Raw genomic sequence first — 25,390 nt, forward strand, 5'->3', positions numbered from 1 at the left:
TTTATTTTTATTATAACAGTAAAGATTTATGAGAGAGTGCTTAATAGCAACTCGTTAGTACTGGAGGATTTTGTAATTTAATGTAGAATTTAATAATATATATTTATGATTAAAGGAGTAAATAATGAGGAAACGAAACGTAATTATTATTGGAATAATTTATTCACTTCTTGTTACAACCATAGTTTTTAGTATATATGTAAAACTTGAATATAACACTAGTTTAAAAGAATTCATTGAAAAAGCAAAACCAATAACGTCAAAAGAAAAACAATGGCTTGTTGAAAATGGTACCTTAGTTTTTGGTTCAGACCAGACATCACCACCGTTAAGATATGAAGATGCTAATGACAATCAATATAAGGGTATAGCAGTAGATATAATCAATTCTTTATCAATTACTATTGGGCAGAAAATTGATTTTCAAAAGCATGACTGGTGGAGGGAATCATTAGATGATTTATCAAACAATTCTATTGATTTTTTTGATTTAATAAAATCAGAAGATAGATCTAAAGATTATCTTTTTACAGACCCATTATATTCATTAAATGGAAATATTTTAAAAGAAAAAAACAATAAAAGTATTAATAACTATAATGACCTAAAAGGAAAAAATGTAGCCATAATAGAAGGTGACTACTCAATTGAGTTTTTGAATAGTAGAGTTAATGACATCGATATTGAATTAACTCCTGACGTTAAAACATCTGTAGAGTACTTATTAGATGGGAAAGTAGATGCTGTAGTTGGTGATGAACCTGTATTAAATCACTACATTAAACAATTGGATCTTGGAAGGGAATACACTGTACTAAGTGATCCAATTTATATGAAAAAAGCATGTTTAGCAGTTCCAAAAGGTCAAGAAACTTTAGTAAAGATTTTAAATAAGGGCATTTTTCAGCTAGAAAAAACAGGCGTGTACGATAGTATAATAGATAAATGGAAATATGAATGTAGTGATATTAATTCAATAATATATCAAAACCCACAACCTAAAATTGTATATATATTGTTTATTGCCATGTTAGTTTCAATATACATTATTTCTGGAAGCACATATATATTAAAGAAAGAGATAAAAGAAAAATCAGAAGAATTAAAGAAGGTAGAGAATCAATTAATTAGAGATAGTAAAATGGCAGCTATTGGCCAGCTTGCATCTGGAGTTGCTCATGAAGTTCGTAACCCTCTAGGTATAATTCGTAATTATTGTTATCTACTTAAAGATGATGATATTAGTATAGATGAAAAAAATGAGTACGTTAAAGAGATAGAGTCAAATGTAGACAGAGCTAGCAATATAGTAACCAATCTATTGAGTTTTGGTAAATTAACTAGTGATTTGGAGTATGAGCTAAACCTACGCGAATTTATAACTAATTTATTAGATCGAGAAAAAAATAGTATATTAATCAAAAACATAAATGTATCTATAAATTGTAGTGAAATAGTATTATCTATAAACGTAGAGTTACTAAATCATATATTAACAAATTTATTATCTAACTCAATAGATGCAGTTAGTCACCATGGAGTTATTATAATTGATTGTTATGTCAAAGGTGATTATTTGTATATAGATATTAAAGATGATGGAAAAGGAATAAGAGCTAAAGATATTGATAATATTTTTGATCCATTCTATACTACAAAACCAGTAGGGGAAGGGACTGGCCTTGGTCTATACATCGTTTATAACCTTGTTACAAAACAAAATGGAGAAATAAATGTTGAAAGTAATGAAAAAGTTGGAACTTGTTTTCATGTTAAGCTTCCAATAAATAGGGAGAAGGTTAAATATTATGAGGATATTAATAGTTGATGATGAAGCACAATATAGTGAAGTAATGAAAAAAATACTCAAGAAAAAAGGACATATAGCAGATGTTGCTCATAGTGGTCAAGAAGCTTTAAAAATACTTAAAAGTAATAAAAAATATGATGTAGTTTTATCTGATCTTATTATGAATAATATGAATGGTGTAGAACTACTTGAAGAAATACAGAAGTTAGATAAAAATATTAGAGTAATAATGGTAACAGGATATGGAAGTATTGAGAACGCTGTAGAGGCAATGAAAAAAGGAGCATATTATTATTTTATTAAAGGTAGTTCAGTTGAAAGTTTATTAGAAGAGTTAGAAAAAATAAATACAATAGTAACTAAAGAAAAAGAATTAAACAACAATGGAAAATACACTTTAAATACTAAAAATAAAAAATTTGCTCAAACTATAGAACTTGCTAAAACTGCTGCAAAAAGTAATGTTAATATTCTATTACTTGGGGAGTCAGGTGTAGGAAAAGATGTTTTTGCAAGATTTATACATGAAAATAGTATGAGAAAGGATAATCAGTATGTAGCAATAAACTGTTGCTCTTTTTCAGACAATCTTTTAGAGTCAGAGTTATTTGGTCACGAAAAAGGATCTTTCACAGGTGCTTATGAATCTAGAAAAGGTAGATTTGAGTTGGCAAGTGGTGGAACTTTATTTTTAGATGAAGTAGGAGATGTTTCTTTAGGAGTTCAGGTAAAGCTTCTTAGAACATTAGAAAATAAGGTAGTAGAAAGACTTGGGAGCAACAAACCTTTTGAAGTAGACTTTAGACTTATCAGCGCAACTAATAAAAATCCAAAAGATGAAATCTTAGGCGGGACAATGAGGGAACATTTCTTTTATAGAATAAGCACAATCGTACTTACAATACCACCACTTAGGGAAAGAAAAGAAGATTTAGATGATCTAATTCAGTTTTTCTTAAATAAATATAAAAAAGAATTTAATAAAGATATAACATCTGTTGATGATGACGTTATGGGATTTTTATTAAACTATGACTATCCAGGAAACATAAGAGAATTAAAAAATATTATAAGTAGATTAGTAGTACTAAGCGATGGTAAAAGGATAACAAACAGGGGGCTACCAGTAATAACTAATATTCATAAAACACCTGAGAAAGAAAGTATCAGACCGCTTAGAGAGATAAGAAAAGAGTTTGAATGCGAGTACATAGAAAAAGCTTTATTATCATGTGGGAATAATATTTCTCAAGCAGCTAAAAAATTAGATATTAGTAGAAGGCAACTAACTAACAAAATAACCGAATATAATATTAGATAACAATATTCATATAGATTATATAGCGTGTGAGAAGAAAATTTCATACTAAAGTGGGAAAAAAACTTCTCAATTAATGGATACTTATAAAAGAGATAAACGATTCTATTTATTGTTTATCTTTTTTTATTTTATTTTTAACTTTTATTTATTGAAAAAACCTTTATATTATAGGGTTTGTATTGGTAATTTCTATATTGAAATTACAATTATTAGTTTTTTGGCATAGTTAATGCTAGTTATATAAGGCAAAAGTCTATAAGGAGGTACATTATATGAAGTTGGAACTAGGCAAAATATTTATCAAGGATATTCAGTTTGGACAGCAAACAGAAGTAAAAAACTCAACTCTATACGTTAATAAAGAAGATGTAGAAAAAATCGTCTTAGAAGATGAAAAGTTTGTAGGAGTAAAGGTAGAATTAGCTAGACCAGGTGAATCAATAAGAATAGCTCCAGTAAAAGATGTTATTGAGCCAAGGGTTAAGGTAAGTGGAGATGGTGAAATATTCCCTGGTGTTATAAATAAAGTAAAAACTGTTGGAAATGGAAGAACTCATGCGCTAGTTGGTTCAAATGTTATTACTTGCGGAAGTATTGTAGGTTTTCAAGAAGGTATAATAGACATGAGTGGTCCTACTGCTAAGTATACTCCTTTTTCACAAACTAACAGCTTATGTATAGTAGTTGAGCCAAGAGAAGGATTAGAAACACATGATTATGAAAAAGCAACAAGACTTGCAGGGTTAAAAGTTGCTACTTACATAGGAGAAGCTGGTAGAGCAGTTGAGCCAGATGAGATAGTAACTTATGAAACTAAACCATTACTTCAACAAGTAAAACAATACCCTGATTTACCTACAGTAGCATATATACATATGCTTCAATCTCAAGGGTTATTACATGATACTTACTACTACGGAGTAGATGCTAAAGAAATGGTACCTACTTTTATGTATCCTACAGAAATAATGGATGGTGCAATAATATCTGGTAACTGTGTTGCTCCTTGTGATAAGGTAACTACTTTCCATCACTTAAATAACCCAGTTATTGAAGATTTATATAAGAGACATGGAAAAGATATAAACTTTGTTGGTGTAATATTAACTAATGAAAATGTATTCTTAATGGATAAAGAGAGAAGTTCTGATATGGTTGCAAAACTTATTGAGTTTATAGGTGCAGATGGTGTACTTATAACTGAAGAAGGATATGGAAACCCAGACACAGATCTTATGATGAACTGTAAAAAATGTACAGATGCTGGAGCTGATGTAGTATTAATAACTGATGAATTTCCTGGTAGGGATGGTAAGAGTCAGTCTGTTGCTGATGCAACAAAAGAAGCAGATGCTTTGGTTTCTTGTGGTCAAGGTAACTTAATAGTACACTTCCCAGCTATGGAAAAGGTAATAGGAACATTAGAATATGTAGAAATGATGATTGGTGGTTACAAAGGATGTATTAACGAAGATGGAAGCATGGATGCAGAACTTCAAATAATAATAGCCTCTACTATAGCAAATGGATACAATCACTTAACAGCTAGATATTATTAAAATATAAAAAATAATGGAGGATAAGTTTATGGGTAAAATTAGAGTAGTTCATTATATAAATAACTTCTTTGCTGGAATCGGTGGAGAAGAAAAAGCTGATATACCACCTGAAAAAAGAACTGGTGTAGTAGGTCCAGGTATGGCACTTCAAAAGGAATTTGGCGATGAAGCTGAAATAGTTGCTACAGTAATTTGTGGAGATAGTTACTTTGGTGAGAACATGGAGAGTGCAACATCAGAACTTTTAGAAATGATAAAAAAAGAAAAGCCTGATCTATTTATTGCAGGACCAGCATTTAATGCGGGAAGATATGGAGTAGCATGTGGTGGTATTTGCAAAAAAGTCGAAGAAGAATTAAACATACCAGTTGTTACAGGTATGTACGTAGAAAATCCAGGTGTAGATATGTATAAGCTAGATTTACACATTATATCAACAGGTAACTCAGCTGCAGATCTTAGAAAATCAGTTCCAAAGATTGCAAAACTAGGATTAAAATTAGCTAAAAATGAAGTAGTAGGACCACCTGAAGAAGAAGGATATATCATGAGAGGTATAAGAATGAATTTCTTCCATGAAAAGAGAGGTTCTGAGAGAGCTTTAGATATGCTAGTTAAAAAAATGGCTAAAGAATCTTTTGCAACAGAATATCCAATGCCTGAGTTTGACAGAGTAGCTCCAAATAAAGCAGTTGTTGATATGTCAAAAGTTAAGGTTGCTTTAGTTACATCAGGGGGAATAGTTCCAACAAATAACCCAGATAGAATAGAATCATCAAGTGCAACAAAATATGGTATTTATGACTTAACTGGAAAAGATTCTATGTCTAAGGATGAATTTACTACTATTCACGGTGGATATGATAGAGCATTTGTTTTAGAAAATCCAAACTTAGTTGTTCCTCTAGATGTTGTAAGAGAATTAGAAGAAGAAGGCGTTATAGGAGAGATGTCAAATTACTTCATAACAACTACAGGTACAGGCACTAGTGTAGGTAATGCAAAAAAGTTTGGAGAAGATTTTTCTAAAAAACTTGTTGAAGATGGTGTTGGCGCAGTAATTCTAACATCTACATGAGGTACTTGTACACGTTGCGGTGCAACGATGGTAAAAGAAATAGAAAGAGCTGGAATCCCTGTAGTTCATCTATGTACTGTAGTACCAATATCTTTAACAATAGGAGCAAATAGAATAGTACCTGCAATAGGTATACCATATCCTTTAGGAGATCCAAAGTTAACAGAAGTTGAAAGTAAAAAGTTAAGAAGAAGCCTTGTATTAAGAGCACTTAATGCCCTATCAACAGAAGTAGAAGAGCAAACTGTATTTGAAAAATAAAAATGGAGTGATTTGATGGATAAAAATCGGGAGTCTTGGGGGAGTAGATTTGGTTTTATAATGTCAACTATAGGTTTTGCAATTGGTCTTGGTGCAGTGTGGAGATTTCCTTATATGGTTGGAGTTAATGGAGGAGGAGCATTCCTTATAGTATATGTATTAATATCTATAATAATAGGAATACCTCTATTTATAGCTGAGATGGGTCTTGGGAGAAAGACTCATCTAAATCCAGTAGAGGGAATGAGAAAACTAACTAAAAAAGGTAGTCTATGGGTCGGAATTGGCTGGATTGGAGTTATAGCATCTTTACTAATAATGTCTTATTATACAGTTGTTATAGGATGGATGCTTGCTTATTTATTAAAAATGGCTACGGGTGCTTTTTCTGGACTATCAATTGAAGAAGTAAGTAATGTTTATTCTAGTTTTATTGCAAATCCAATGCAAGGAATATTTTTCACTTTGTTAATGATAATAATACTAGGAGTTATTGTTACAAAAGGGCTTAAAGATGGTATTGAAAACTGTTGTAAATATCTAATGCCGGCTTTGTTTGTAATATTAATAATATTAGCAGTTAGAAGTGTTATGTTGCCAGATGCAATGGAAGGTATTAAGTGGTATTTAACACCTAATTTTAGTAAAATAACTCCACAGGTCATTCTTGCAGCCCTAGGGCAAGCATTCTTTGCAATTGGTATAGGTGTTGCAGCTGCATTCGTATACGGTAGCTATTTAGATGATAAAAAGTCTAATATACCAGGAGATGCGACTATAATAGTATTATCAAATACAATGATAGCAATAGTTGCAGGATTTATAATATTCCCTGCTATATTCTCTTTTGGAATGTCTCCTGCAGCAGGCCCAGGTCTTACTTTTGTAACTATGCCAAACTTATTTAGTCAAATGAGCGGAGGAGTAATGTTTGGGACAGCTTTTTTCTTCTTAGTAATAATAGCAGGTATAACTTCTGGTATAGGATATTTAGAAGCTATAGTTTGTACTATATCAGAAGTATTTAAATTGGAAAGAAAGAAAGCGGTATGGTCAACACTACTTGTTATATTTACTTTAAGTATACCTTGTATATTAGCAAATGGTCCTTGGAGTAATATAACAATACTTGGAAGAAACTTCTTTGATTTAGCAGATTTTATATCAGGAAATGTTCTTATGCCACTAGGGGCATTAATGATATCTTTATATACTGCTTATAAGTGGAAGTATGAAAACTATATGGATGAGGTAAATATTGGTGCGGGTAAAGTAAGGGTTTACAAGTTTATGAAACCAATAGTTATTTACCTTATACCAATAGCAGTATTTATAATAATGGTAACTGGTTTAATGTAAGTTAATTATTAATATTTATCCCTATAAATTAATAATCCCTCTATCTAGAATAACTAGGTAGAGGGATTTATTATTTTAAACTCATGATTCCTACTATAATATAGCATACTGATATGGACTTAGAAGAAATGAGTAGTTAGGATTCATACATATATGATATAATAAATGAATAAAAATTAAGGAGTTTGCTTAATGAGTAATGAGACAATAAAACTTATGAGCATATTAAAAAATATTGATGATGAAGATTATCTTGATAATTATTTAGATAGCATAGAAGATAAGTTTAAAGATTTAGATTTTATTAATTATGTTAAAGAGTCAATAAAAGATAAAGGAATTAAGAAAAGTGATTTAATAAAAAATGCTGACATAGATAGAACATATGGATATCAGGTCTTAAATGGTAGTAAAAAACCAAGCAGGGATAAGATACTAATGATTTGTATTGGTGGTGGATTTAGTTTAGAAGAAACTAATAAGCTACTAAAGTTAGGTAATTGTGGGGAACTTTATTCAAAAAATATAAGAGATGCAGTTATTATATTTGGGATAAATAAAAAAGTTGATATATTACAGATAAATGAACTTTTATATAGTAGAGATCAGGAGTGTTTAAGCTAGAAGTATATTGATAGAGTTTAATGTAAAGGTAATTATTAAAATTAATAAATATTATTATTGATGAATAATTTAAATAAATTTTGTGGGAGGTAAACTATGAGTAATGAAAAATTTGAACTATTATGCCAAGGGGATAGTAGAATACTTAAAATACACGCAACTAGAGGAGAAGCATACATAGTATAAGCAGGATCTATGGTTGCAATGACACCAAGCTTTGACTTAAATGTAAAAGCTGGAGGTTTAGGAAAAATGTTTGGTAGAGTAATGTCTGGTGAAAGTGCACTACTACAAGAGTACAGAGCATTAGAAGATGGGGAGTTATTGTTAGCTCCAACAGGATCAGGGGATATTACTATGATAGATTTAGATGGAAGTAAAAGTTTAAGAATAAGTAATGGGAACTTTTTAGCTTGTACAGAAAGTTTATCTCTAGAGACAAAAGCTAAAGTAAAAGGAATATTCGGTAGTGGTGAAGGGTTATTTGGAATTAGAACTAAAGGTCGTGGTACTTTATTTGTAAATTCTTGTGGATCAATACATAAGATAAATCTAAGTCATGGTCAAGAGTACATAGTAGATTCTAGTCATTTAGTTTTATGGGACAATGATATGGAATACTCAACAGAGTTAGCGGCTAAAGGATTAGCATCGTCATTTTTTAGTGGAGAAGGCTTTTTAGCAAGATTTAAGGGGCCGGGTGAAATATGGATTCAAACTAGAAAGCCTATAGTTTTATCTCAAAATGGTTAATTAAAATATAATATTAGTTATATTATTCGAAACATAAAAGTATATAATCAGGGGAGTGATTAGAATTAAAGATAATAAAAAGAAAAAAAATCAATGAAGGTATTACGATATATCATAATAATGCTAATAGGATTTATTGGTGGATTAATAGGTGTAAGTTTGTCATTAACAGACAACATAGAAGTTAGTAATATATTTGGGGATACACTACTTTTTCTAATATCATTTTTAGTAGCATTTTTAATTCAAGTAATACTGCATGAATTAGGCCATTTAATCTGTGGCTTACTATCAGGATATGAGCTTGTTTCATTTAGAGTAGGTAGTTTAACACTAGTCAAAGAGAATGATAAATTTCTTATGAAAAAGTTTAATGTAAAAGGAACTGGTGGTCAATGTCTAATGATGCCTAAGGAAGATAATTACGAGAAAATATCATATGTATTATATAACTTAGGTGGATTACTTATGAATGGTTTAGTTGTAATTTTGTGTTCAATAGCCATAAAAACATTGCATTTAAATAGATATATACATGAATTGTTCTTATCATTAATTATTGTTGGAGTTATGATATTTATTACAAATGGTATCCCTATGAAAATTGGTGGAGTTGCTAATGATGGATATAATGTTATTTCAATAATGAAAAATAAACTTATGAAGTATTGTTTCTATACACAGTTAAGGGTGAATGGACTTTTACATAAAGGAATGAGATACAAAGATATGCCACTAGATTGGTTTAATATAGATGAAAACTCTGATTTTAGCAATCCTTTAGTATGCAGTATTAAAATTATGGAAGCTAATTATTATCATGACAACTTTGATTTTGAAAAAGCAAAAGAATATTTTGAGTTTTTACTTAATTATAGACCTAAGATAATAAGCTTATATGAAAATGAAATAAAATGTGAATTGTTATTTTATGAGATAATAGGTGAAGGTAATATAGAAAAAATTAATGATTTATATACTAAAGAATTAAAAAACTATATAAAAATAACAGATTGTTATATAAATAGAAAAAGATTAATGTATGCATATTATTTAATTATAGAAAAGGATATGAAAAAAGTAGAACAAATACTTAAAGAAATGGAAAAAGTGAAAAAAACATATCCAATTAAAGCCGAAGTTGAAAGTGAAATAGAGTTAATTGAATTTATTAATGAAAAATTTGAAAGATAAATTAGCATAGGTTAAAGTTTAATTTTATTGAAAAAATATAAATATAATAAGTAAGTTTTTAAAGGTCTTAAGTTTATTCTTAGGCCTTTTTTTATTTTCCACCACTTACCATTGTATCCCTGGTTTTAATTCTATTCCCCCTTGTTTGAAATTCATAATTTAAAATTGTTCATATATTAAGATGATATCACACTATATAGTTTTTCACAGGAATACTTAAATCAAGGGAGGCGGAATTACGAACTTGAGTAGGAGCATCTTTTTATATGGTAAACATCGTATTAAATTAACAGAATAATACATAATAAGACTATGAAAATAGATAAAAGGGGCAAAAACTTATGAATGAAAATATTAAATCTATATTTACTCAAATAGAAAAAAATTTAAATAAAGAATTAATAGGTCAAGGTAAATATTTACATAGTTTATGTAATTACTTTGAAAACAAAACTCTATTAAAAGAAAAAGGAATGATATTTTTAATAGGAGAAAAAGAAACTTCAAAAAAGACAAGTATAAAGTTGATATTTGAAAACTTGAAAAAGTACAACCTATCACCAACTAATGAAGTAGATATAATAGATTTATCAGCCTATAACTTTAACTTAGGCTACAATGCATTCTTAACAGATTTGTATGAAAAGCTGAATAGTCTATCAGAATGTATTATATTTAAAAATATAGAAGGAGCAAGAAGTGATATAATTAACACAGTAAAAGAAGTTTCACCAAATAGCTGTATTGTGCTAGATAAAAACTATATGATGAAAAATAGATTTTTAGTAGAATATGAGGGAAACGAAAAAAATACTGTAAATCAAATAATATGCCATAATAAGTTTTTAGTTTTTATTTCAGAAAATGAGAACTTCAAAATAGAAGATTTATTTGGGAGAAACTTTGAAAATAAAGTAGATTTAGTATTACATACAAAAAAACTAAATAAGCACGAAAGAAGTTTAATACTAAAAAAAGAAGTAGAAGAAACTGCCAAAAGGATAGAGAATAACTCTAAAGTAAAAATAATATTAGATGCTATAGAAAATGAAGAAACTGGAGAGAACATAGGAATTTATAAGTTTTTACAAGAAAGTTATAAGAGTGACTCTAACTTTGGGATTTATGAATATGTATCATATAAACTTTGTAAGCCACTTACTAACTTTATAAGAGAAGAAGAAATACGAGCACAAAGTTCAATAATCGTTTATGTAGAAAATAATAATATATATTTAAAATGTGATAGAGGTCAATTTAACCTAGATGACTATTCAATACCAACATTAGAAGAAGCCAAATACAAACTAAATTCTATAATAGGGATAGATGAGTTAAAAGAATTCATAAAAAATGTTAAAAATAATTTTAGAGTGCAACAAATAAGAGAAAAACTAGGATTAAAAACTTCAAAAATATCTATGAATATGATATTTGTTGGAAATGCAGGTACAGGAAAAACAAATGCTGCTAGAGTAACCTATGAATACTTAAATGCACTTGGGGTATTAACAAAAGGTGTTTACAAAGAAGTAAGTAAGGCGGATTTTTTAAGCGAGAATACTAGTGATGTTGCTAAAAGAACTATAGATATAATAAATTCTTCAATAGGTGGAGTGCTATTTATTGATGAGGCATATTCCTTATGTGAGAGCAATGAAGATAAGGTAGGTAAAGAAATTGTAGATGCACTACTTAAGGGAATAGAAGATAATAGAGATGATTTAGTAGTAATACTAGCAGGTTATGAAAAAGATATGGAAGAGTTTTTATCATTTAACCAAGGTCTTAAATCAAGATTTCCAAATATAATCCATTTTAATGATTATAGTCCTTCACAGATGTATGAAATAGCTGTAAATATTGCTGCATCAAAGGGATACAGAATAGCTAAAAATGTGAAAAATGACCTTATTGATTTATTTGCAAAAAATCAACTAAGTGGAAAAAATGATCTAGGAAATGCTAGATTTGCAAGAAATATAATAGAAAATGCTATACTAGATGCTTCGAAAAAATATCTGAATAATAAAAATAAAGAAATAGACTTATTAGAGAGAGATAACTTTAACTTTAAAGCAAAGGCAAAGTTTGATTTGGAAAAAAGATTAAGTGAGATAATAGGCCTATCAGATGTAAAAAAATTACTTAGAAGCCAATACAAATTAATAGTAGCACAAGAAAAAAGAAAGTCTGTAGGGGTAAACACTGAAATAGACCAAAACTTAAATATGGTGTTTACAGGTAATCCTGGAACAGGAAAAACTAGTATAGCTAGATTAGTAGCAGAAATGCTAAACAGTATGGGGCTACTAAAAACTGGACAACTTGTAGAGACTGATAGATCAAGCTTTGTTTCTGAAATACCAGGAGAAACTTCTAGAAAAACAGAAGAAAAATTTAAGGAAGCTTTAGGTGGAGTATTATTCATAGATGAAGCATACACACTAGCCAATGATTCTTTAGGTAGAGAAGCCGTAGAAACATTACTAAAACTTATAGAAGACTACTCTAAAGAAGTAATAGTTATACTTGCTGGATACAGTGAAGATATGGAAGACTTTTTTGATGTAAATATTGGTCTTAGATCAAGATTTCCATTATGGACAAATTTTGCAGATTATAACCCAAATGAACTTTTAGAAATGTCCATTAAATTAATAGAATCTAAAGGATTTAAGTTATCGAAAAATGCTTACTTATCTCTTAAAAATAGATTTGTAGATATATATGAAAAATCAGACTCCCAATCAGGCAATGGAAGAATGGTTAGAAACTATGTGGAAAACTTAATAAGAAATCAGAGTATAAGAATTTCAGAAGAAGATACTAGTGTATATGAAATGAATTTAATTACTGTAAAAGATATAGAAAAAGTAGATTTATCAGATTATGAAAATGAATTTAATATAGAAGAAAAATTAGAAAAGTTGGTATATAGTGAAAAGGTAAAAGACTTTCTAAGAAATCAATACAAATTTATAAAGATAGAAGAAAAAAGACAAAAACTAGGAATAAAAAATGAAATAAACAAATATAAAAATATAGTGTTTACAGGTAACATTGGTACAGGTAAGAAAAAAACACTAAACATCTTATCAGAAATGTACTATAGCAGAGGATTGGTAAAAGCTAAAAGCATTGTAGAGTTTGATATTAATGAGATAGTATCTATGATCGAAAAAGGAAATAACATAGAAGATATTTTTAATAAATCCTTAGAAAAAGTTGTAATAATATACAAGGCTCATGATATGATAAATAAAGATAATTATGAGCAGATAGTATCATCATTAATAAAGTTTATAGACCAAAATAAGAATCGTATATATTTGGTTTTAGTTGGTGAGAAAGAAGGAATTAGAAAGTTGCTGGCTTTAAATCCTTCATTAAATTATAGATTCCCTATATATTTTAATTTTGAGGATTATACATCTGAGGAGCTATATACTATATGTGTAAATATATTGAAAGAAAAGGGATTTGAAGTCTCTAAAGATAGTGAGAAAATGTTGCATGAAGTTATTACGGAGATTTATAAGAAGAATCCAACTATGAAAAATGGTCTATTAGTTAAAAGTTATTTAGATAAATTGATAAGATTACAAAGTAGTAGGGTTTATGATGAAAAATTGAGTTTAAAAGATATTAACGTTATAACTACTGATGATGTAGTATTAAGTAAGATTAATTATTGAAGATAATAAAAGCCTATAATTTATATATTGGATATAAAAAAGCATCTAACATATGGATGCTTTTTTATGTCAGAACTTACTTAAGTAATAATATGTTCTCAAAAAATCATATAATGAAAAGATTTAGAAGATAAGAGGAATTATTTATTATATAATTAATATATAAATAATATTTGACTTAACAGGGGACGTGTCAAAGATTATAAAATGTCATCTAGCAATGAAAGGGGGAAAAATGATAATAGAATTCACTAAGGGATTAAAAAGATATTTCTTATTAGCATTAATAACCACAATTTTAGGAATAGGATTTAACTATTTAACACCACAAGTCATAAGAATAACAGTAGATTCAATAATAGGTGATGCACCATTTAACCTACCAAGTATAATAGAAAGCACTATAAACAGCATAGGAGGAAGAGAATACCTAAGACAAAACTTATACATACCAGCTATGGTAGGAGTAATATGTGCTATTTTATCAGGTATATGCAACTATTTATACAAAGTGAACATGTCAAAAGCATCAGATGGAACTATTAAAAATCTAAGAAACAGACTATATAGTCATATAAGTAAACTGCCGTTTAACTGGCATATGAAAAATCCAACAGGAGACATAATACAACGATGCACCTCAGATATGGAAGTAGTAAAAAACTTCCTAGGAATACAGCTACTAGAATTTGTGAGAATAGTCTTTTTAATAATCATATCACTATATTTAATGTTTTCAATGAACGTAAAACTTTCTTTAATAGCAGTAGGATTCATAGCTGTTGTAATTATATATTCAGTAGTATTTTATACTATTATCCAAAAGAAATTCCAAGCAGCAGATGAGGCTGAGGGAGAACTATCATCCCTTGTCCAAGAAAACTTCACAGGAGTAAGAGTTGTAAGGGCTTTTGGTAGACAGTCTTATGAAATAGATAGATTTGATGAAAAAAATATAGGATTCTCAAATCTATGGATAAAACTAGGTCATGTGCTTAGTTTTTATTGGGGTACTGGAGATTTAATATCAGGGCTTCAAGTAATGTCGATAGTAGTATTTGGATGTATAGAAACAGTATCACTAAATTTGACTCTAGGCCAGTTTTTAGCTTTTATTTTTTATAATTCAATGTTAGTTTGGCCAGTAAGATCTCTAGGAAGAATTATCTCAGAAATGGGTAAGGCTAAAGTATCCATAAAGCGTATAGGAGAGATATTAGAAGGTAGAGAAGAATGTGATGATGAAAATGCAACAACTCCTAATATGAAGTCAGACATAGAATTTAAAAATGTAAGATTTGATTATTATAACTCAAAACTAGTACTTAAAGATGTAAGCTTTAAAATACCTAAAGGTAGTACTTTTGGAATATTAGGTTCAACTGGGTCTGGTAAATCTACAATAGTACATTTATTAGATAGATTGTATGACTTAGGAGAAGAGAATGGAGAAATACTTATAAATGGAGTAAACATTAACAACATAAAACTTAATTACTTAAGAAATAACATAGGGGTAGTACTTCAAGAGCCTTTCTTATTTTCAAAAACTATAAAAGAGAATATAAATATATCATCGTACTTAAGTGAAGATGAAAATATTGATGCTATAGAAGATGCAGCTAAAATATCATGTGTTCATGAAAATATATTAGGGTTTGGTAAAGGTTATGACACTATTGTAGGAGAAAGGGGAGTAACCTTATCCGGAGGTCAAAAGCAAAGAGTAGCAATAGCGAGAACCTTAATAAAAAATAGCCCAATAATAGTATTTGATGATTCTCTATCAGCGGTAGATACTGAAACAGATGCAAATATAAGAAAAGAATTAAAATCAAAATTAAAAGATAGCACAGTAATTATAATATCTCATAGAGTAACTACACTTATGCAGTGTGACAATATTATTGTGTTAGATGATGGAAAAATAATTGAAGAAGGAAATCATGAAAAACTATTAAAGATTGATGGAGTATATAAAAAGATTTATAATATGCAGTCTAGTATAGATGAGTTGGGAGGTGGAGAGTGATGCTAAATGAAGAACAATATAAACAAAGTTTTTCTATAAAAATATGGGCAAAGCTGTTTCCGTTTCTAAAAAAGTATAAATTACAGTTAATATTTGCTATACTCGCTAATCTATTGGTAGCTTTTGTTGATGTAATGCTACCAATTTTTCAGAAATATGCCATTGATAAATTTATTGTACCAATGAATACTAGCGGAATCAGAAACTTTTCATTTGTATATATATCAGCAATAGTATTACAGGCAATTTTTGTAATAGTATTTACAAGATACTCTATGTATTTGGACTTAAATATTGGTAAGGATTTGAAAAGAGCAACTTTTATTCATTTACAAAAGTTATCCTTTTCATTTTATAATACTACTCCTGTAGGATATATTATAGCAAGGGTGATGAGTGATACTAATAAAATAGGCTCAATGATAGCTTGGGGGCTTGTAGATATACTATGGTCTATTACATATATAGGTGGGGTGTTTATAGCGATGCTAATGCTAAATGTAAAGCTTGCACTATATGTAATATCAATAGTGCCATTTATAGCATTGCTTACTGTATATTTTCAAAATAAAATCCTAAACGTAAATAGAGATATACGAAGTATAAACTCTAAAATTACAGGGGCCTTTAATGAAGGAATAACAGGATGTATAACATCGAAGACTTTAGCAATAGAAGATAAAAATTTAGATGAGTTTTCAAAAATAACTGAAACAATGTATAGCACAAGTATAAAAGCTACAAGACTAAATGCAATTTATATGCCGATAATATTATTTTTTAGTTCTCTAGCAGTAGCATTTGTGTTAGCAAAAGGTGGAAATTTAGTTAATGAAGAATTAATGGCAATAGGTACATTATCAGCATTTATTTCTTATGCAATAAGTATATTTGAACCAATACAACAATTAGCAAGAAATATATCTGATTTTATATCTACTCAAGCAAATATAGAAAGAGTATTTGGACTATTAGAAAAAACACCTGATATAGTAGATAGTAAAGAGATAATAGATAAATATGGAGATAATTTCTCTCCTAAAAAAGAAAATTGGGAAGATCTTAAAGGTGATATAGAATTTAAAGATGTATATTTCAAGTATCCTGATGGTGACGAATATATATATGAAAACTTTAACTTTAAAATACCTGCTGGAACTACTGTAGCTTTGGTAGGAGAGACTGGAGCAGGCAAGAGTACCTTAGTTAATTTAGCCTGTAGATTTTTTGAGCCTACAAAGGGGAATGTATTAATCGATGGTAAAGATTATAAAAAAAGATCTCAGCTATGGTTACACAATAACATAGGTTATGTACTACAAAATCCTCACTTATTTTCAGGAAGCGTAAAAGAAAATATAAGATATGGAAAGCTTGATGCAAGTGATGAAGAAATAGAAGAAGCGGCAAAGATAGTTTCTGCCCATAAGATAATCATGAAGATGGAAAAAGGATATGATAGTCAGGTAGGGGAGGGAGGATCAAATTTATCTACTGGAGAAAAACAACTTATATCCTTTGCTAGAGCAGTATTAAAAGACCCGAGGATTTTTGTACTTGATGAGGCTACTTCATCTATAGATACAGAAACAGAACAGATAATTCAGAGGGCAATCTCTCATTTGTTAAAGGATAGAACTTCTTTTTTAGTTGCTCATAGATTGTCTACTATTAGAAAGGCGGATGTTATTTTAGTAGTTAGAGATGGAAAGATAGTTGAAAAAGGAAGTCATAAAGAGTTATTAAGTAAAAAAGGTTATTATCATTCCTTGTATGTTAAGCAGTATGAAGAGGAGATAACCTCAAGATTATAATTACATTTGAATAGAGAGATTATCAAATAGCCTAGATTATTATATATTAGAACATAATAACTTAGGCTATTTATCATTGAAAAAATATAAAATTACTAAAAGCTTTTATGTGAGTTAATCCATTAAAGATTAAGCCTCTTGCTCAAATATCTTAAGCTGATTAGAGAAGCTAACATTTAAAAAATAAATTAAGAAACAAATAAAATACTAAGAGCCAATATTATTTGTGCAGGAAAATATAATATATGGCAACATAAAGAGAATTTATCCTTATTCAAGTCACCAAAAACACTAAAAGATAAAAGTGAATCCGATAAAACAAACAACAAAGCCCCAATAAAAGCTACACATCCCAAAATAAAATTAGGTGAAAAAATCAATAGAGTAGTAGCCTTACTCAACATAAAAGATATCACACAAGCATACATAAGCACACCATATTTAAAACTATCTAAATCAAGATCAGACTTAGTAAATACAAAGTAAGCAATACCTAAGTATAAACCTGTAAGAACAAAGTCAATAATACCTATAGGATGTATTTGACTAAAGGCCATAATATAAAATAAATGTCCAAATAAAAATGCAACTAGACCTGTTAAAAACAAGACCTTTTTATTTTTAGATATATTTTCTAAAGCCAACAAAAAATCACCTAGCAAACCAAAACAAAGCCCAATAAAAATATAATAAAAATAAATTTTTAACTCTAGATTTTTATAAACAAAGCATTTAATTGAAAGTAATATTATTAGCAGTGTGGCACCGGATTTTAATAATACAGAAATCTTATAATGACCTTTGTAGTCAGTATAAGTAAATAAACCAGCTAAAAATATACATAAAATAACTAATAAACTTAGACTCATAACTATCTCCTTACAAAAGTAAAATTTTTAATATACCCTAATAAAATTATATACTACTTATAAATATTATACTATTAATAAGTAGTAGTATAGCACTCAACAGGGAAATTAATAAAATATAACTATATATACGAAATGAATTAAATACAACTATGTGGTAAAATATAACATATGTAAACATGATAAAAGTATCATCACAAAAATCTTTGGCAGCATAAGTAGCCAGTATTAATTTATATAAAAGGAGAATTATGAAACTAATAAAATTCCTAAGAAACATTACGATAATACTAGTCATAATACTAATAGGATTCATATCCTACAACAAATACCAAGAACAAAAATACATAAATGAAACAAAAAACATGACAGAAGAAGACTTACTTATAGTCAATACAGTAATAAACTTAGCAAAAGAAAAAATAGGTCTAGAATATGTCTGGGGTGGAAAAGGTGAAATAATGACCGAAGAAAGACTTGATGAACTTATAGGCTACTACGGAATAGATTACTACCCATTAAACCGAGAAAAATACATAGGAATCCAAGCCTTTGACTGTTCAGGTCTTACCTACTGGACATATCTTCAAAAAACAAATGTCCAAATAGGATATTCTACCTCACAGCAAAAAGAAGTACTGAAGGACTATAGAGTAGGACTAAAAAATCTCCAACCAGGAGACTTAATTTATACCCCAGGCCATGTAGTTATGTACATAGGCAAAGGAAGAGTAGTTCAATCCAGAAGTAAAGCACCTTATCCTATAGGTGGAGTATGTGAGACGTCAGTTAAAACATATAAGCAGGGAGAAATATATAGACCTATAGAATATATAAAATCTACTAAACTTAAAAATAATCAATAACTGTGACAAAGTCACGTAATATTTTAAGCACCATGCATATATTAAATTAGATAATAATTAATAACTAAAAAAGTGGGGGTATAAAATGCTTAAAATATCAAATTCTCAACAATTTAAAAATGAGGTAGAAAATAGTAATGGGATAGTAATAGTAGACTTCTTTGCTACATGGTGTAGACCATGTAAAATGTTAGCACCAGTATTTGAAGAAGCTAGCACTATGATGAGAGGCCAAGCAAAATTTGTAAAAGTTGATGTAGAGGAAGTAGCAGATATAGCAAGAAAATACAACGTAAAATCAGTTCCAACTACAATGATATTTAAAGATGGGAAGCTTATAGATTCTATAGTAGGATTTTTGCCAAAAAATAATTTATTGAAAAGATTAAACTCTCATATATAAATGAAAAAACAAAGATACTTTTATCATAATATAGGCTTCAGTGGATAAAATATATTAGTAACCATTAGAATTAGAGATAAAAGGAGAATTATATATGAAGTCGACAATAATACTTGCAAGTAACAACGAAAAGTCTTTTACACAAGAAATAGTAAATAGATTAATAGATAGATTAACAAAAAACCAAGTAGAATATGAAACAATAGATTTATACAAAGACAACTTTAATCCAGTAATGAGTGCTAAAGAAGAAGAACTATATAATGTTGGTCAAAGTGAAGATGAACTAGTTAAAAAATACCAACAAATTTTAAAAGATACTGATGAAATAATATTAGTATTCCCTCTATGGTTCAACAATGTACCAGCAATACTTAAAGGATTTTTCGATAAAGTACTTCTAAAAGAATTTGCTTTTACAGAAGAAAACAACAAAACAAAAGGATTATTAACTAATATAAAATCAGGATTAGTTATAAGTACATCAGAATCTAGCTGTGAATACCTAGTAAAAGAATTTAATAATCCTATTGAAAATGTAGTAGTAAAAGGTACACTAGGAGTTTGTGGAATAGAAAACATACAATATATAAATCTAAATGCAGAAGATAAAGATAAAGATGATCTATTTGGAAAATATTTTGGATAGTAATTTTAAGTAAAAATATGCTAATAAATAATCGTAAGCAATACGAATAAAAATAAATAGTAAAAACTTATCAAACTAGTAGCTGAAAATCGGCTACTAGTTTTTGTGAACCTATAAATAAAAATACATATTTCACAACTTATAATTCATACAATACAAAAACTATCTACAGTCAAATAGAAAAATAATATATATTATAACTTTTATATAGGAAATAGCAATTAGACAAAATAATACAAGTTATCTATAATTTGTATCGTAGCTGAAATAAAAGGGGTAATTTGCAGGAAACACGGGGGGATTAGTATGGACTTAAGGATAGAGAATCTGTCTATAAATTTTAAAGGATGCAAAGCTATAAATAACCTAGACCTAAACATAAAATCGGGAGAGCTAATAAGCTTACTAGGTCCTAGTGGCTGCGGAAAAAGCACAACAATATTTACTTTGGCAGGAATCTATAAGCCTAATAAAGGTAATGTCTACTTTGGGAATAATATAGTAAATGATATAGTCCCTGAAAATAGAAATATAGGAATGGTGTTTCAAAACTATTCTTTATATCCACATATGAATGTATTTGAAAACATTGCCTTTCCACTAAAAATAAGTAAGATACCTAAAAGTGATATAAAAGAAAAAGTAGCAATGATAAGTAAGTTAGTAAATATAGACGACTTATTAAAAAGGAAACCTTCTCAATTATCAGGTGGACAACAACAAAGAGTTGCAATAGCAAGAGCAGTGGTAAAGGAGCCTCAGATTCTTCTTTTAGACGAGCCTTTATCAAATTTAGATGCAAGACTAAGAGTTAAGATGAGAGAAGAAATAAGAAGAATACAGCAAGAAATGAAAATAACCACTGTATTTGTAACTCATGACCAAGAAGAAGCCATGAGCATGTCGGATAAAATAGCGATTTTAGATAAGGGAGTATTACAACAATTTGACACACCTATAAATTTATACAATAATCCTAAAAATATCTTTGTGGCTAAGTTTTTAGGTAATCCAGTAATAAACACCATAAGCTGCAAGATAAATAAAAAAGACAATAAACTAGAAGTTTTTAATAAAGAATATAACATAAGTAATATATTAAACTTAAACAATTTACTATATGATGAAAATAATTATATATTAGGTATAAGAAGTGAAGATTTTAAAGTTAGCAAAAATCCTAAAGATAACTATATTAAAGCCAAAGTTGATATATATGAAAATCTAGGTAAAGACACAATTCTTAAATTAAAGGTTGATGATGAAGAGATTAGGGTTATACTTCCGAGTAATGAAATAGAATCAAGTTTAGAAGAATTATACATAGGATTTAACTTAGATAGAGTTATTATATTTAACAGAGAAAGCGGTGAGAATCTTTGCTATGTTAAATAATGAAAAGAATCTTAAAAGCTTTTTAAAAGCAATGTTATATTTACTTCCTGTTTTGTTAATAATTTCTATTTTTTATATTTATCCAATAATAAAGACCTTTGATATGAGTTTTTATAGTAGCTATAACTATATAAAGGATATAGTATTTGAAAGAGGTTTTGACAATTATATATATTTAATAAAAGATAAAGATTTTTGGACTGCAATTACTAATACAGGTATTTATGTATTATTTGTAACACCAATATCAATAATATTATCTCTAGTTATAGCAGTATTTTTAAATAGTAAAATCAAATTCAAGAATTTATTTAGAAGTATATATTTTCTTCCTTTTATAACATCAACAGTTGCTATTTCAATAGTTTTTAGATGGATATTTCATTATGACTATGGAATATTAAACTATCTTTTAAATCTATTAAATATAGATCCTATAAAATGGATTACTGACCCAAAATGGTCAATGGTAAGCTTAATAATACTTAGTGTTTGGAAGAGTCTTGGCTATAATATAATAATATTTTTGGCAGGACTTCAAAATATTGATTCAGGCTACACACTAGCTGCAAGAATTGACGGAGCAAATTTTATTCAAAGAACAAAAAATATAACAATACCACTTTTATCACCAACAATATTTTTCGTAAGTATTATAACTTTAATAAATGCTTTTAAAGTATTTTCAGAAGTATTTGCTTTATTTGATAAGCAACCGGGACCTTTAAATAGCTGTTTGACAATGGTTTATTATATATACAACAAATTTTATAATCACTACCAATATGGAATAGCATCAGCAGCTGTAGTTATTTTATTCTTGATTATAATTACTTTAAACTTTATTCAATTCAAAATAGGAGAAAGGAAAGTAAACTATGATTAATAGAAATGAATACACGAAGTCTTTAATTGGTAAAATTATAATTTATGGGATTTTAATACTTGGGTGTATAGTTACTCTTATTCCATTTGTATGGATGATTAGTACCTCATTAAAGCCTTTAAGTGAGATTTTTACAATGCCACCCAAACTTATACCAAATGATATACAACTTGAAAATTATAAAGAAGTTGCTACTACTATTCCTATTGTAAGATACTTTATAAATAGTTTGATAGTAACAATTGTAATAACTATAGGAACACTAATAACAACAATACTTGCAGCTTTTGCTTTTTCAAAATTTAACTTTTGGGGAAAGGAAATAATCTTTTCTATCTTAATAGGGACTATGATGGTTCCTAGTGAGGTAATGCTAATACCAAACTACATAACTATAGCAAAATTAGGTCTAATAAATACTTACGCAGGTCTTACTATACCTTGGGTAGCCAGTGTCTTTTCAGTATTTTTACTTAGACAGTTTTTCTTAACTGTACCTAGTTCACTATATTATGCAGCAAAGATAGATGGTTGCAGTGACTTTAAATTCTTATTTAGAATAATGGTCCCTGTATGTAAACCAGCATTAATAACAATAGGACTACTTAGAATAGTAAATAGTTGGAATGAATTTATATGGCCACTTATTGTTACTAATCTGCCAGAAATGAGAACATTACCAGTAGGCATAATGAACTTTACTACAGAAGCTGGTGGAAACTATCATCTTATGATGGCAGCATCTACAATAGTTATTTTGCCGGTTATTATAGTCTATCTTTTTACACAAAAACACATTATAGCAGGGATTACTAAATCGGGTATAAAAGGTTAACTTTTATCAATAAATACTTATTTGCACAAAAGAGGGGGATATTATGAAACTAAAGAAAATGACATCAATCATATCAGCACTACTATTAACACTAAGCTTAACTGCGTGTAGCAGTTCAAAAGGTGAGGAGAAAGAAGGTACTTCAGACAAATCGCAAATCGCTACAGAAATCACACAAGATGTATCTATAGAGTTTTGGCATGCAATGACAGGGGAAAATGAAGCAGTATTAAAAGAAATAACAGACAAGTTTAATGCAGAAAATAAGGATGGAATAACTGTAAATTTAGTTTATCAAGGACACTATAAGGATTTATTCTCAAAGCTCGAAGGAGCTTCTAAATCAAATCAATTACCAGAGTTAGCTATGATATATCCAAATAGATTAACTGCATACGTAAAAAATGACTTAGTAGAAAACTTAAATCCATACATAGAAAACGAAAAAATTGGATTTGATAAAGAAACTTGGGAAGATATTCCTGCTTTCTTAAGAGACAATGGTATGTGGGAAGGAAAACATCATTCATTACCATTTAACAAATCAACTTATCTACTATTCTACAATGAAGATATACTGAACAAGTACGGAGTAAAACCACCAACTACTTGGGATGAGTTGAAAGAAGCTTCAGTGAAACTTACTGTAGATGAAAATAAAGATGGAAAAAATGATATATATGGACTAGCATTAAATTCTTCAGTTGGAATAGACTCTTCTTTCTGGGTTAAGCAGGCAGGTGGAGATTTAATAGATGAAGAAAATGATAAAATACTATTTAACTCTGATGAAACAGCGAAGGCTTTTGATTTTATAGCTGGAATGGTTAAAGATAAAACTGCTAAAATTGCAGGAGAAGAAAAGTATATGACAGGTCCATTTAGTAGAGGAGAAGCTGCTATGGGGATATCTTCAATGTCAGCCCTTCCTGATATAATAGCTGCTTGTGAAGGAACAAATGTAAAATTTGAAACAGTAGTATTACCTAAGGGTGAAAAAGAAGCTTCTTTATTCTCAGGAACAGATGTAACCATATTTAACACTTCATCTGATGAAGAAAAATTAGCAGCATTTAAATATATAAAATACTTTATGGAAGAAGATACTCAACTTTTATGGGGAACTAAGTCAGGATACTTACCTCTTAGAAATTCAGTATTAAACTCAACAGAATTTAAAGAATTTGCAGAAAAAGAATGTCCTGCAAAAGGTATAGCAGTAGAAGCCTTTGAATCAGGATACTGTGATCCAAAAGTATTAAATGGATATGCTATTCATGAAAATATGGACAAGGCACTACAACAAATAATATTAGGTGAAAAAGATACTAAAGAGGCTTTACAAGAAGCAGAAACTAACACTAGAACAGCTTTAGATGAAGCGAAAAAATCATTTGGAGAATAATATGAGTATAAATGAACCAAAAAAAATTATATTAGTATCACATTGTATTTTAAATAAAAACTCTAAAGTAAAGAGCTTTTATAATAATTCTATAAAAGAAGAGCTAAGAAAAGATATTATAAAGCAAATGATAGAAAAAGATTATGGGATTATTCAGCTACCATGTCCAGAGCAAATTATCTATGGCTGCAAAAGATGGGGACATTTAAAAGAGCAGTTTAATACTCCTCATTTTAGAGAAGTATGCAGAAAAGAGTTTAAGCCTGTGTTAGACCAATTAATAGATTATATTAATAATGGCTATGAAATAGTTGGATTAATAGGAATTGATGGTAGCCCATCTTGTGGAGTAAATCTTACATGTACAGGAGATTGGGGTGGAGAGATAAGTAACAATCCTATTTTTGAGAATATTAATGATTCCATATTATATACTAAAGACAAAGGTATATTAATGGAGGAAATACAATCTATGTTATTAAGTAATAATATAGTTATTGATATGATTGGATTTAGAGAAGAAAATATTGAAGCAATATACAAAATGATTGAATAGAGTTTTTTTAATAGACGAAGATA

General features: G+C 28.8%; 20 protein-coding genes. 19 read left to right on the forward strand and 1 reads right to left on the reverse strand.

Annotated features, from left to right (window positions below):
• The first annotated feature begins 124 nt into the window (after positions 1–124).
• The 11 genes from ACI48P_RS07435 to ACI48P_RS07485 all read left to right on the forward strand — a co-directional run bounded on the left by ACI48P_RS07435 (position 125) and on the right by ACI48P_RS07485 (position 17,503).
• The gene (locus ACI48P_RS07435) at positions 125–1,828 is read left to right on the forward strand and encodes an ATP-binding protein (RefSeq protein WP_475214853.1); all 1,704 of its coding nucleotides are present in this window, start codon (positions 125–127) and stop codon (positions 1,826–1,828) included.
• The gene (locus tag ACI48P_RS07440; RefSeq protein WP_475214854.1) at positions 1,809–3,131 is read left to right on the forward strand and encodes a sigma-54-dependent transcriptional regulator; all 1,323 of its coding nucleotides are present in this window, start codon (positions 1,809–1,811) and stop codon (positions 3,129–3,131) included. The genes ACI48P_RS07435 and ACI48P_RS07440 overlap by 20 nt, the downstream gene beginning before the upstream one ends.
• Positions 3,132–3,403: 272 nt before the next feature.
• Positions 3,404–4,690, forward strand: coding sequence for a sarcosine reductase complex component B subunit alpha (gene grdG, locus ACI48P_RS07445; RefSeq protein ID WP_475214855.1), 1,287 nt, complete (start codon positions 3,404–3,406; stop codon positions 4,688–4,690).
• Between the two features lie 28 nt (positions 4,691–4,718).
• The gene (grdF, locus tag ACI48P_RS07450; protein WP_475214856.1) at positions 4,719–6,029 is read left to right on the forward strand and encodes a sarcosine reductase complex component B subunit beta; all 1,311 of its coding nucleotides are present in this window, start codon (positions 4,719–4,721) and stop codon (positions 6,027–6,029) included.
• A gap of 15 nt (positions 6,030–6,044) precedes the next feature.
• On the forward strand, positions 6,045–7,388 hold the full coding sequence (locus ACI48P_RS07455; protein WP_475214857.1) for a sodium-dependent transporter: 1,344 nt from the start codon (positions 6,045–6,047) through the stop codon (positions 7,386–7,388).
• Between the two features lie 192 nt (positions 7,389–7,580).
• On the forward strand, positions 7,581–8,012 hold the full coding sequence (locus tag ACI48P_RS07460; RefSeq protein ID WP_475214858.1) for a hypothetical protein: 432 nt from the start codon (positions 7,581–7,583) through the stop codon (positions 8,010–8,012).
• Positions 8,013–8,207: 195 nt separating this feature from the next.
• Positions 8,208–8,765 (forward strand): TIGR00266 family protein, encoded by a 558-nt coding sequence (locus tag ACI48P_RS07465; RefSeq protein WP_475214859.1) that lies wholly within the window; start codon positions 8,208–8,210, stop codon positions 8,763–8,765.
• A gap of 93 nt (positions 8,766–8,858) precedes the next feature.
• Positions 8,859–9,959, forward strand: a complete 1,101-nt coding sequence (locus ACI48P_RS07470) for a site-2 protease family protein (RefSeq protein WP_475214860.1) — start codon at positions 8,859–8,861, stop codon at positions 9,957–9,959.
• A gap of 341 nt (positions 9,960–10,300) precedes the next feature.
• Complete coding sequence (locus ACI48P_RS07475) at positions 10,301–13,657, forward strand: AAA family ATPase (protein ID WP_475214861.1); 3,357 nt, start codon at positions 10,301–10,303, stop codon at positions 13,655–13,657.
• A gap of 235 nt (positions 13,658–13,892) precedes the next feature.
• Positions 13,893–15,689: an ABC transporter ATP-binding protein gene (locus ACI48P_RS07480; protein WP_475214862.1), complete on the forward strand. Its 1,797-nt coding sequence runs from the start codon at positions 13,893–13,895 to the stop codon at positions 15,687–15,689.
• A complete protein-coding gene (locus ACI48P_RS07485; protein ID WP_475215033.1) occupies positions 15,689–17,503 on the forward strand; it encodes an ABC transporter ATP-binding protein in 1,815 nt (604 codons plus the stop codon). Before ACI48P_RS07480 ends, ACI48P_RS07485 begins: the two co-directional genes overlap by 1 nt.
• Before the next feature lie 188 nt (positions 17,504–17,691).
• Here the strand turns inward: ACI48P_RS07485 and ACI48P_RS07490 are convergent, their stop codons facing one another.
• A complete protein-coding gene (locus tag ACI48P_RS07490; RefSeq protein WP_475214863.1) occupies positions 17,692–18,372 on the reverse strand; it encodes a lysoplasmalogenase family protein in 681 nt (226 codons plus the stop codon).
• 251 nt (positions 18,373–18,623) lie between these two features.
• On the opposite strand from ACI48P_RS07490, the gene ACI48P_RS07495 reads away from it, so the two are divergent.
• The 8 genes from ACI48P_RS07495 to ACI48P_RS07530 all read left to right on the forward strand — a co-directional run bounded on the left by ACI48P_RS07495 (position 18,624) and on the right by ACI48P_RS07530 (position 25,367).
• On the forward strand, positions 18,624–19,238 hold the full coding sequence (locus ACI48P_RS07495; RefSeq protein ID WP_475214864.1) for a C40 family peptidase: 615 nt from the start codon (positions 18,624–18,626) through the stop codon (positions 19,236–19,238).
• Positions 19,239–19,323: 85 nt separating this feature from the next.
• Positions 19,324–19,641, forward strand: coding sequence for a thioredoxin (gene trxA, locus ACI48P_RS07500; RefSeq protein ID WP_475214865.1), 318 nt, complete (start codon positions 19,324–19,326; stop codon positions 19,639–19,641).
• A gap of 94 nt (positions 19,642–19,735) precedes the next feature.
• Positions 19,736–20,290, forward strand: coding sequence for an NAD(P)H-dependent oxidoreductase (locus tag ACI48P_RS07505; protein WP_475214866.1), 555 nt, complete (start codon positions 19,736–19,738; stop codon positions 20,288–20,290).
• Between the two features lie 306 nt (positions 20,291–20,596).
• Positions 20,597–21,685, forward strand: coding sequence for an ABC transporter ATP-binding protein (locus tag ACI48P_RS07510; RefSeq protein ID WP_475214867.1), 1,089 nt, complete (start codon positions 20,597–20,599; stop codon positions 21,683–21,685).
• Positions 21,675–22,571 carry a carbohydrate ABC transporter permease gene (locus ACI48P_RS07515; RefSeq protein ID WP_475214868.1) on the forward strand — a complete coding sequence of 299 codons (897 nt, stop codon included), beginning with the start codon at positions 21,675–21,677 and terminating at the stop codon, positions 22,569–22,571. The genes ACI48P_RS07510 and ACI48P_RS07515 overlap by 11 nt, the downstream gene beginning before the upstream one ends.
• Positions 22,564–23,406, forward strand: a complete 843-nt coding sequence (locus ACI48P_RS07520) for a carbohydrate ABC transporter permease (protein WP_475214869.1) — start codon at positions 22,564–22,566, stop codon at positions 23,404–23,406. Before ACI48P_RS07515 ends, ACI48P_RS07520 begins: the two co-directional genes overlap by 8 nt.
• Positions 23,407–23,449: 43 nt before the next feature.
• Positions 23,450–24,811 (forward strand): ABC transporter substrate-binding protein, encoded by a 1,362-nt coding sequence (locus ACI48P_RS07525; RefSeq protein ID WP_475214870.1) that lies wholly within the window; start codon positions 23,450–23,452, stop codon positions 24,809–24,811.
• A gap of 1 nt (position 24,812) precedes the next feature.
• Complete coding sequence (locus ACI48P_RS07530; RefSeq protein WP_475214871.1) at positions 24,813–25,367, forward strand: CD3072 family TudS-related putative desulfidase; 555 nt, start codon at positions 24,813–24,815, stop codon at positions 25,365–25,367.
• Positions 25,368–25,390: the final 23 nt, after the last annotated feature.

This window comes from Romboutsia sp. LXY-2 (genome assembly GCF_056171995.1).

Bases quoted from the DNA above. Each gene is read 5' to 3' on its own strand.
- ACI48P_RS07435 (WP_475214853.1), top strand. From the start codon at position 125: ATGAGGAAACGAAACGTAATTATTATTGGAATAATTTATTCACTTCTT.
- ACI48P_RS07440 (WP_475214854.1), top strand. From the start codon at position 1,809: ATGAGGATATTAATAGTTGATGATGAAGCACAATATAGTGAAGTAATG.
- grdG (WP_475214855.1), top strand. From the start codon at position 3,404: ATGAAGTTGGAACTAGGCAAAATATTTATCAAGGATATTCAGTTTGGA.
- ACI48P_RS07455 (WP_475214857.1), top strand. From the start codon at position 6,045: ATGGATAAAAATCGGGAGTCTTGGGGGAGTAGATTTGGTTTTATAATG.
- ACI48P_RS07460 (WP_475214858.1), top strand. From the start codon at position 7,581: ATGAGTAATGAGACAATAAAACTTATGAGCATATTAAAAAATATTGAT.
- ACI48P_RS07465 (WP_475214859.1), top strand. From the start codon at position 8,208: ATGGTTGCAATGACACCAAGCTTTGACTTAAATGTAAAAGCTGGAGGT.
- ACI48P_RS07470 (WP_475214860.1), top strand. From the start codon at position 8,859: ATGAAGGTATTACGATATATCATAATAATGCTAATAGGATTTATTGGT.
- ACI48P_RS07475 (WP_475214861.1), top strand. From the start codon at position 10,301: ATGAATGAAAATATTAAATCTATATTTACTCAAATAGAAAAAAATTTA.
- ACI48P_RS07480 (WP_475214862.1), top strand. From the start codon at position 13,893: ATGATAATAGAATTCACTAAGGGATTAAAAAGATATTTCTTATTAGCA.
- ACI48P_RS07485 (WP_475215033.1), top strand. From the start codon at position 15,689: ATGCTAAATGAAGAACAATATAAACAAAGTTTTTCTATAAAAATATGG.
- ACI48P_RS07490 (WP_475214863.1), bottom strand. From the start codon at position 18,372: ATGAGTCTAAGTTTATTAGTTATTTTATGTATATTTTTAGCTGGTTTA.
- ACI48P_RS07495 (WP_475214864.1), top strand. From the start codon at position 18,624: ATGAAACTAATAAAATTCCTAAGAAACATTACGATAATACTAGTCATA.
- trxA (WP_475214865.1), top strand. From the start codon at position 19,324: ATGCTTAAAATATCAAATTCTCAACAATTTAAAAATGAGGTAGAAAAT.
- ACI48P_RS07505 (WP_475214866.1), top strand. From the start codon at position 19,736: ATGAAGTCGACAATAATACTTGCAAGTAACAACGAAAAGTCTTTTACA.
- ACI48P_RS07510 (WP_475214867.1), top strand. From the start codon at position 20,597: ATGGACTTAAGGATAGAGAATCTGTCTATAAATTTTAAAGGATGCAAA.
- ACI48P_RS07515 (WP_475214868.1), top strand. From the start codon at position 21,675: ATGTTAAATAATGAAAAGAATCTTAAAAGCTTTTTAAAAGCAATGTTA.
- ACI48P_RS07520 (WP_475214869.1), top strand. From the start codon at position 22,564: ATGATTAATAGAAATGAATACACGAAGTCTTTAATTGGTAAAATTATA.
- ACI48P_RS07525 (WP_475214870.1), top strand. From the start codon at position 23,450: ATGAAACTAAAGAAAATGACATCAATCATATCAGCACTACTATTAACA.
- ACI48P_RS07530 (WP_475214871.1), top strand. From the start codon at position 24,813: ATGAGTATAAATGAACCAAAAAAAATTATATTAGTATCACATTGTATT.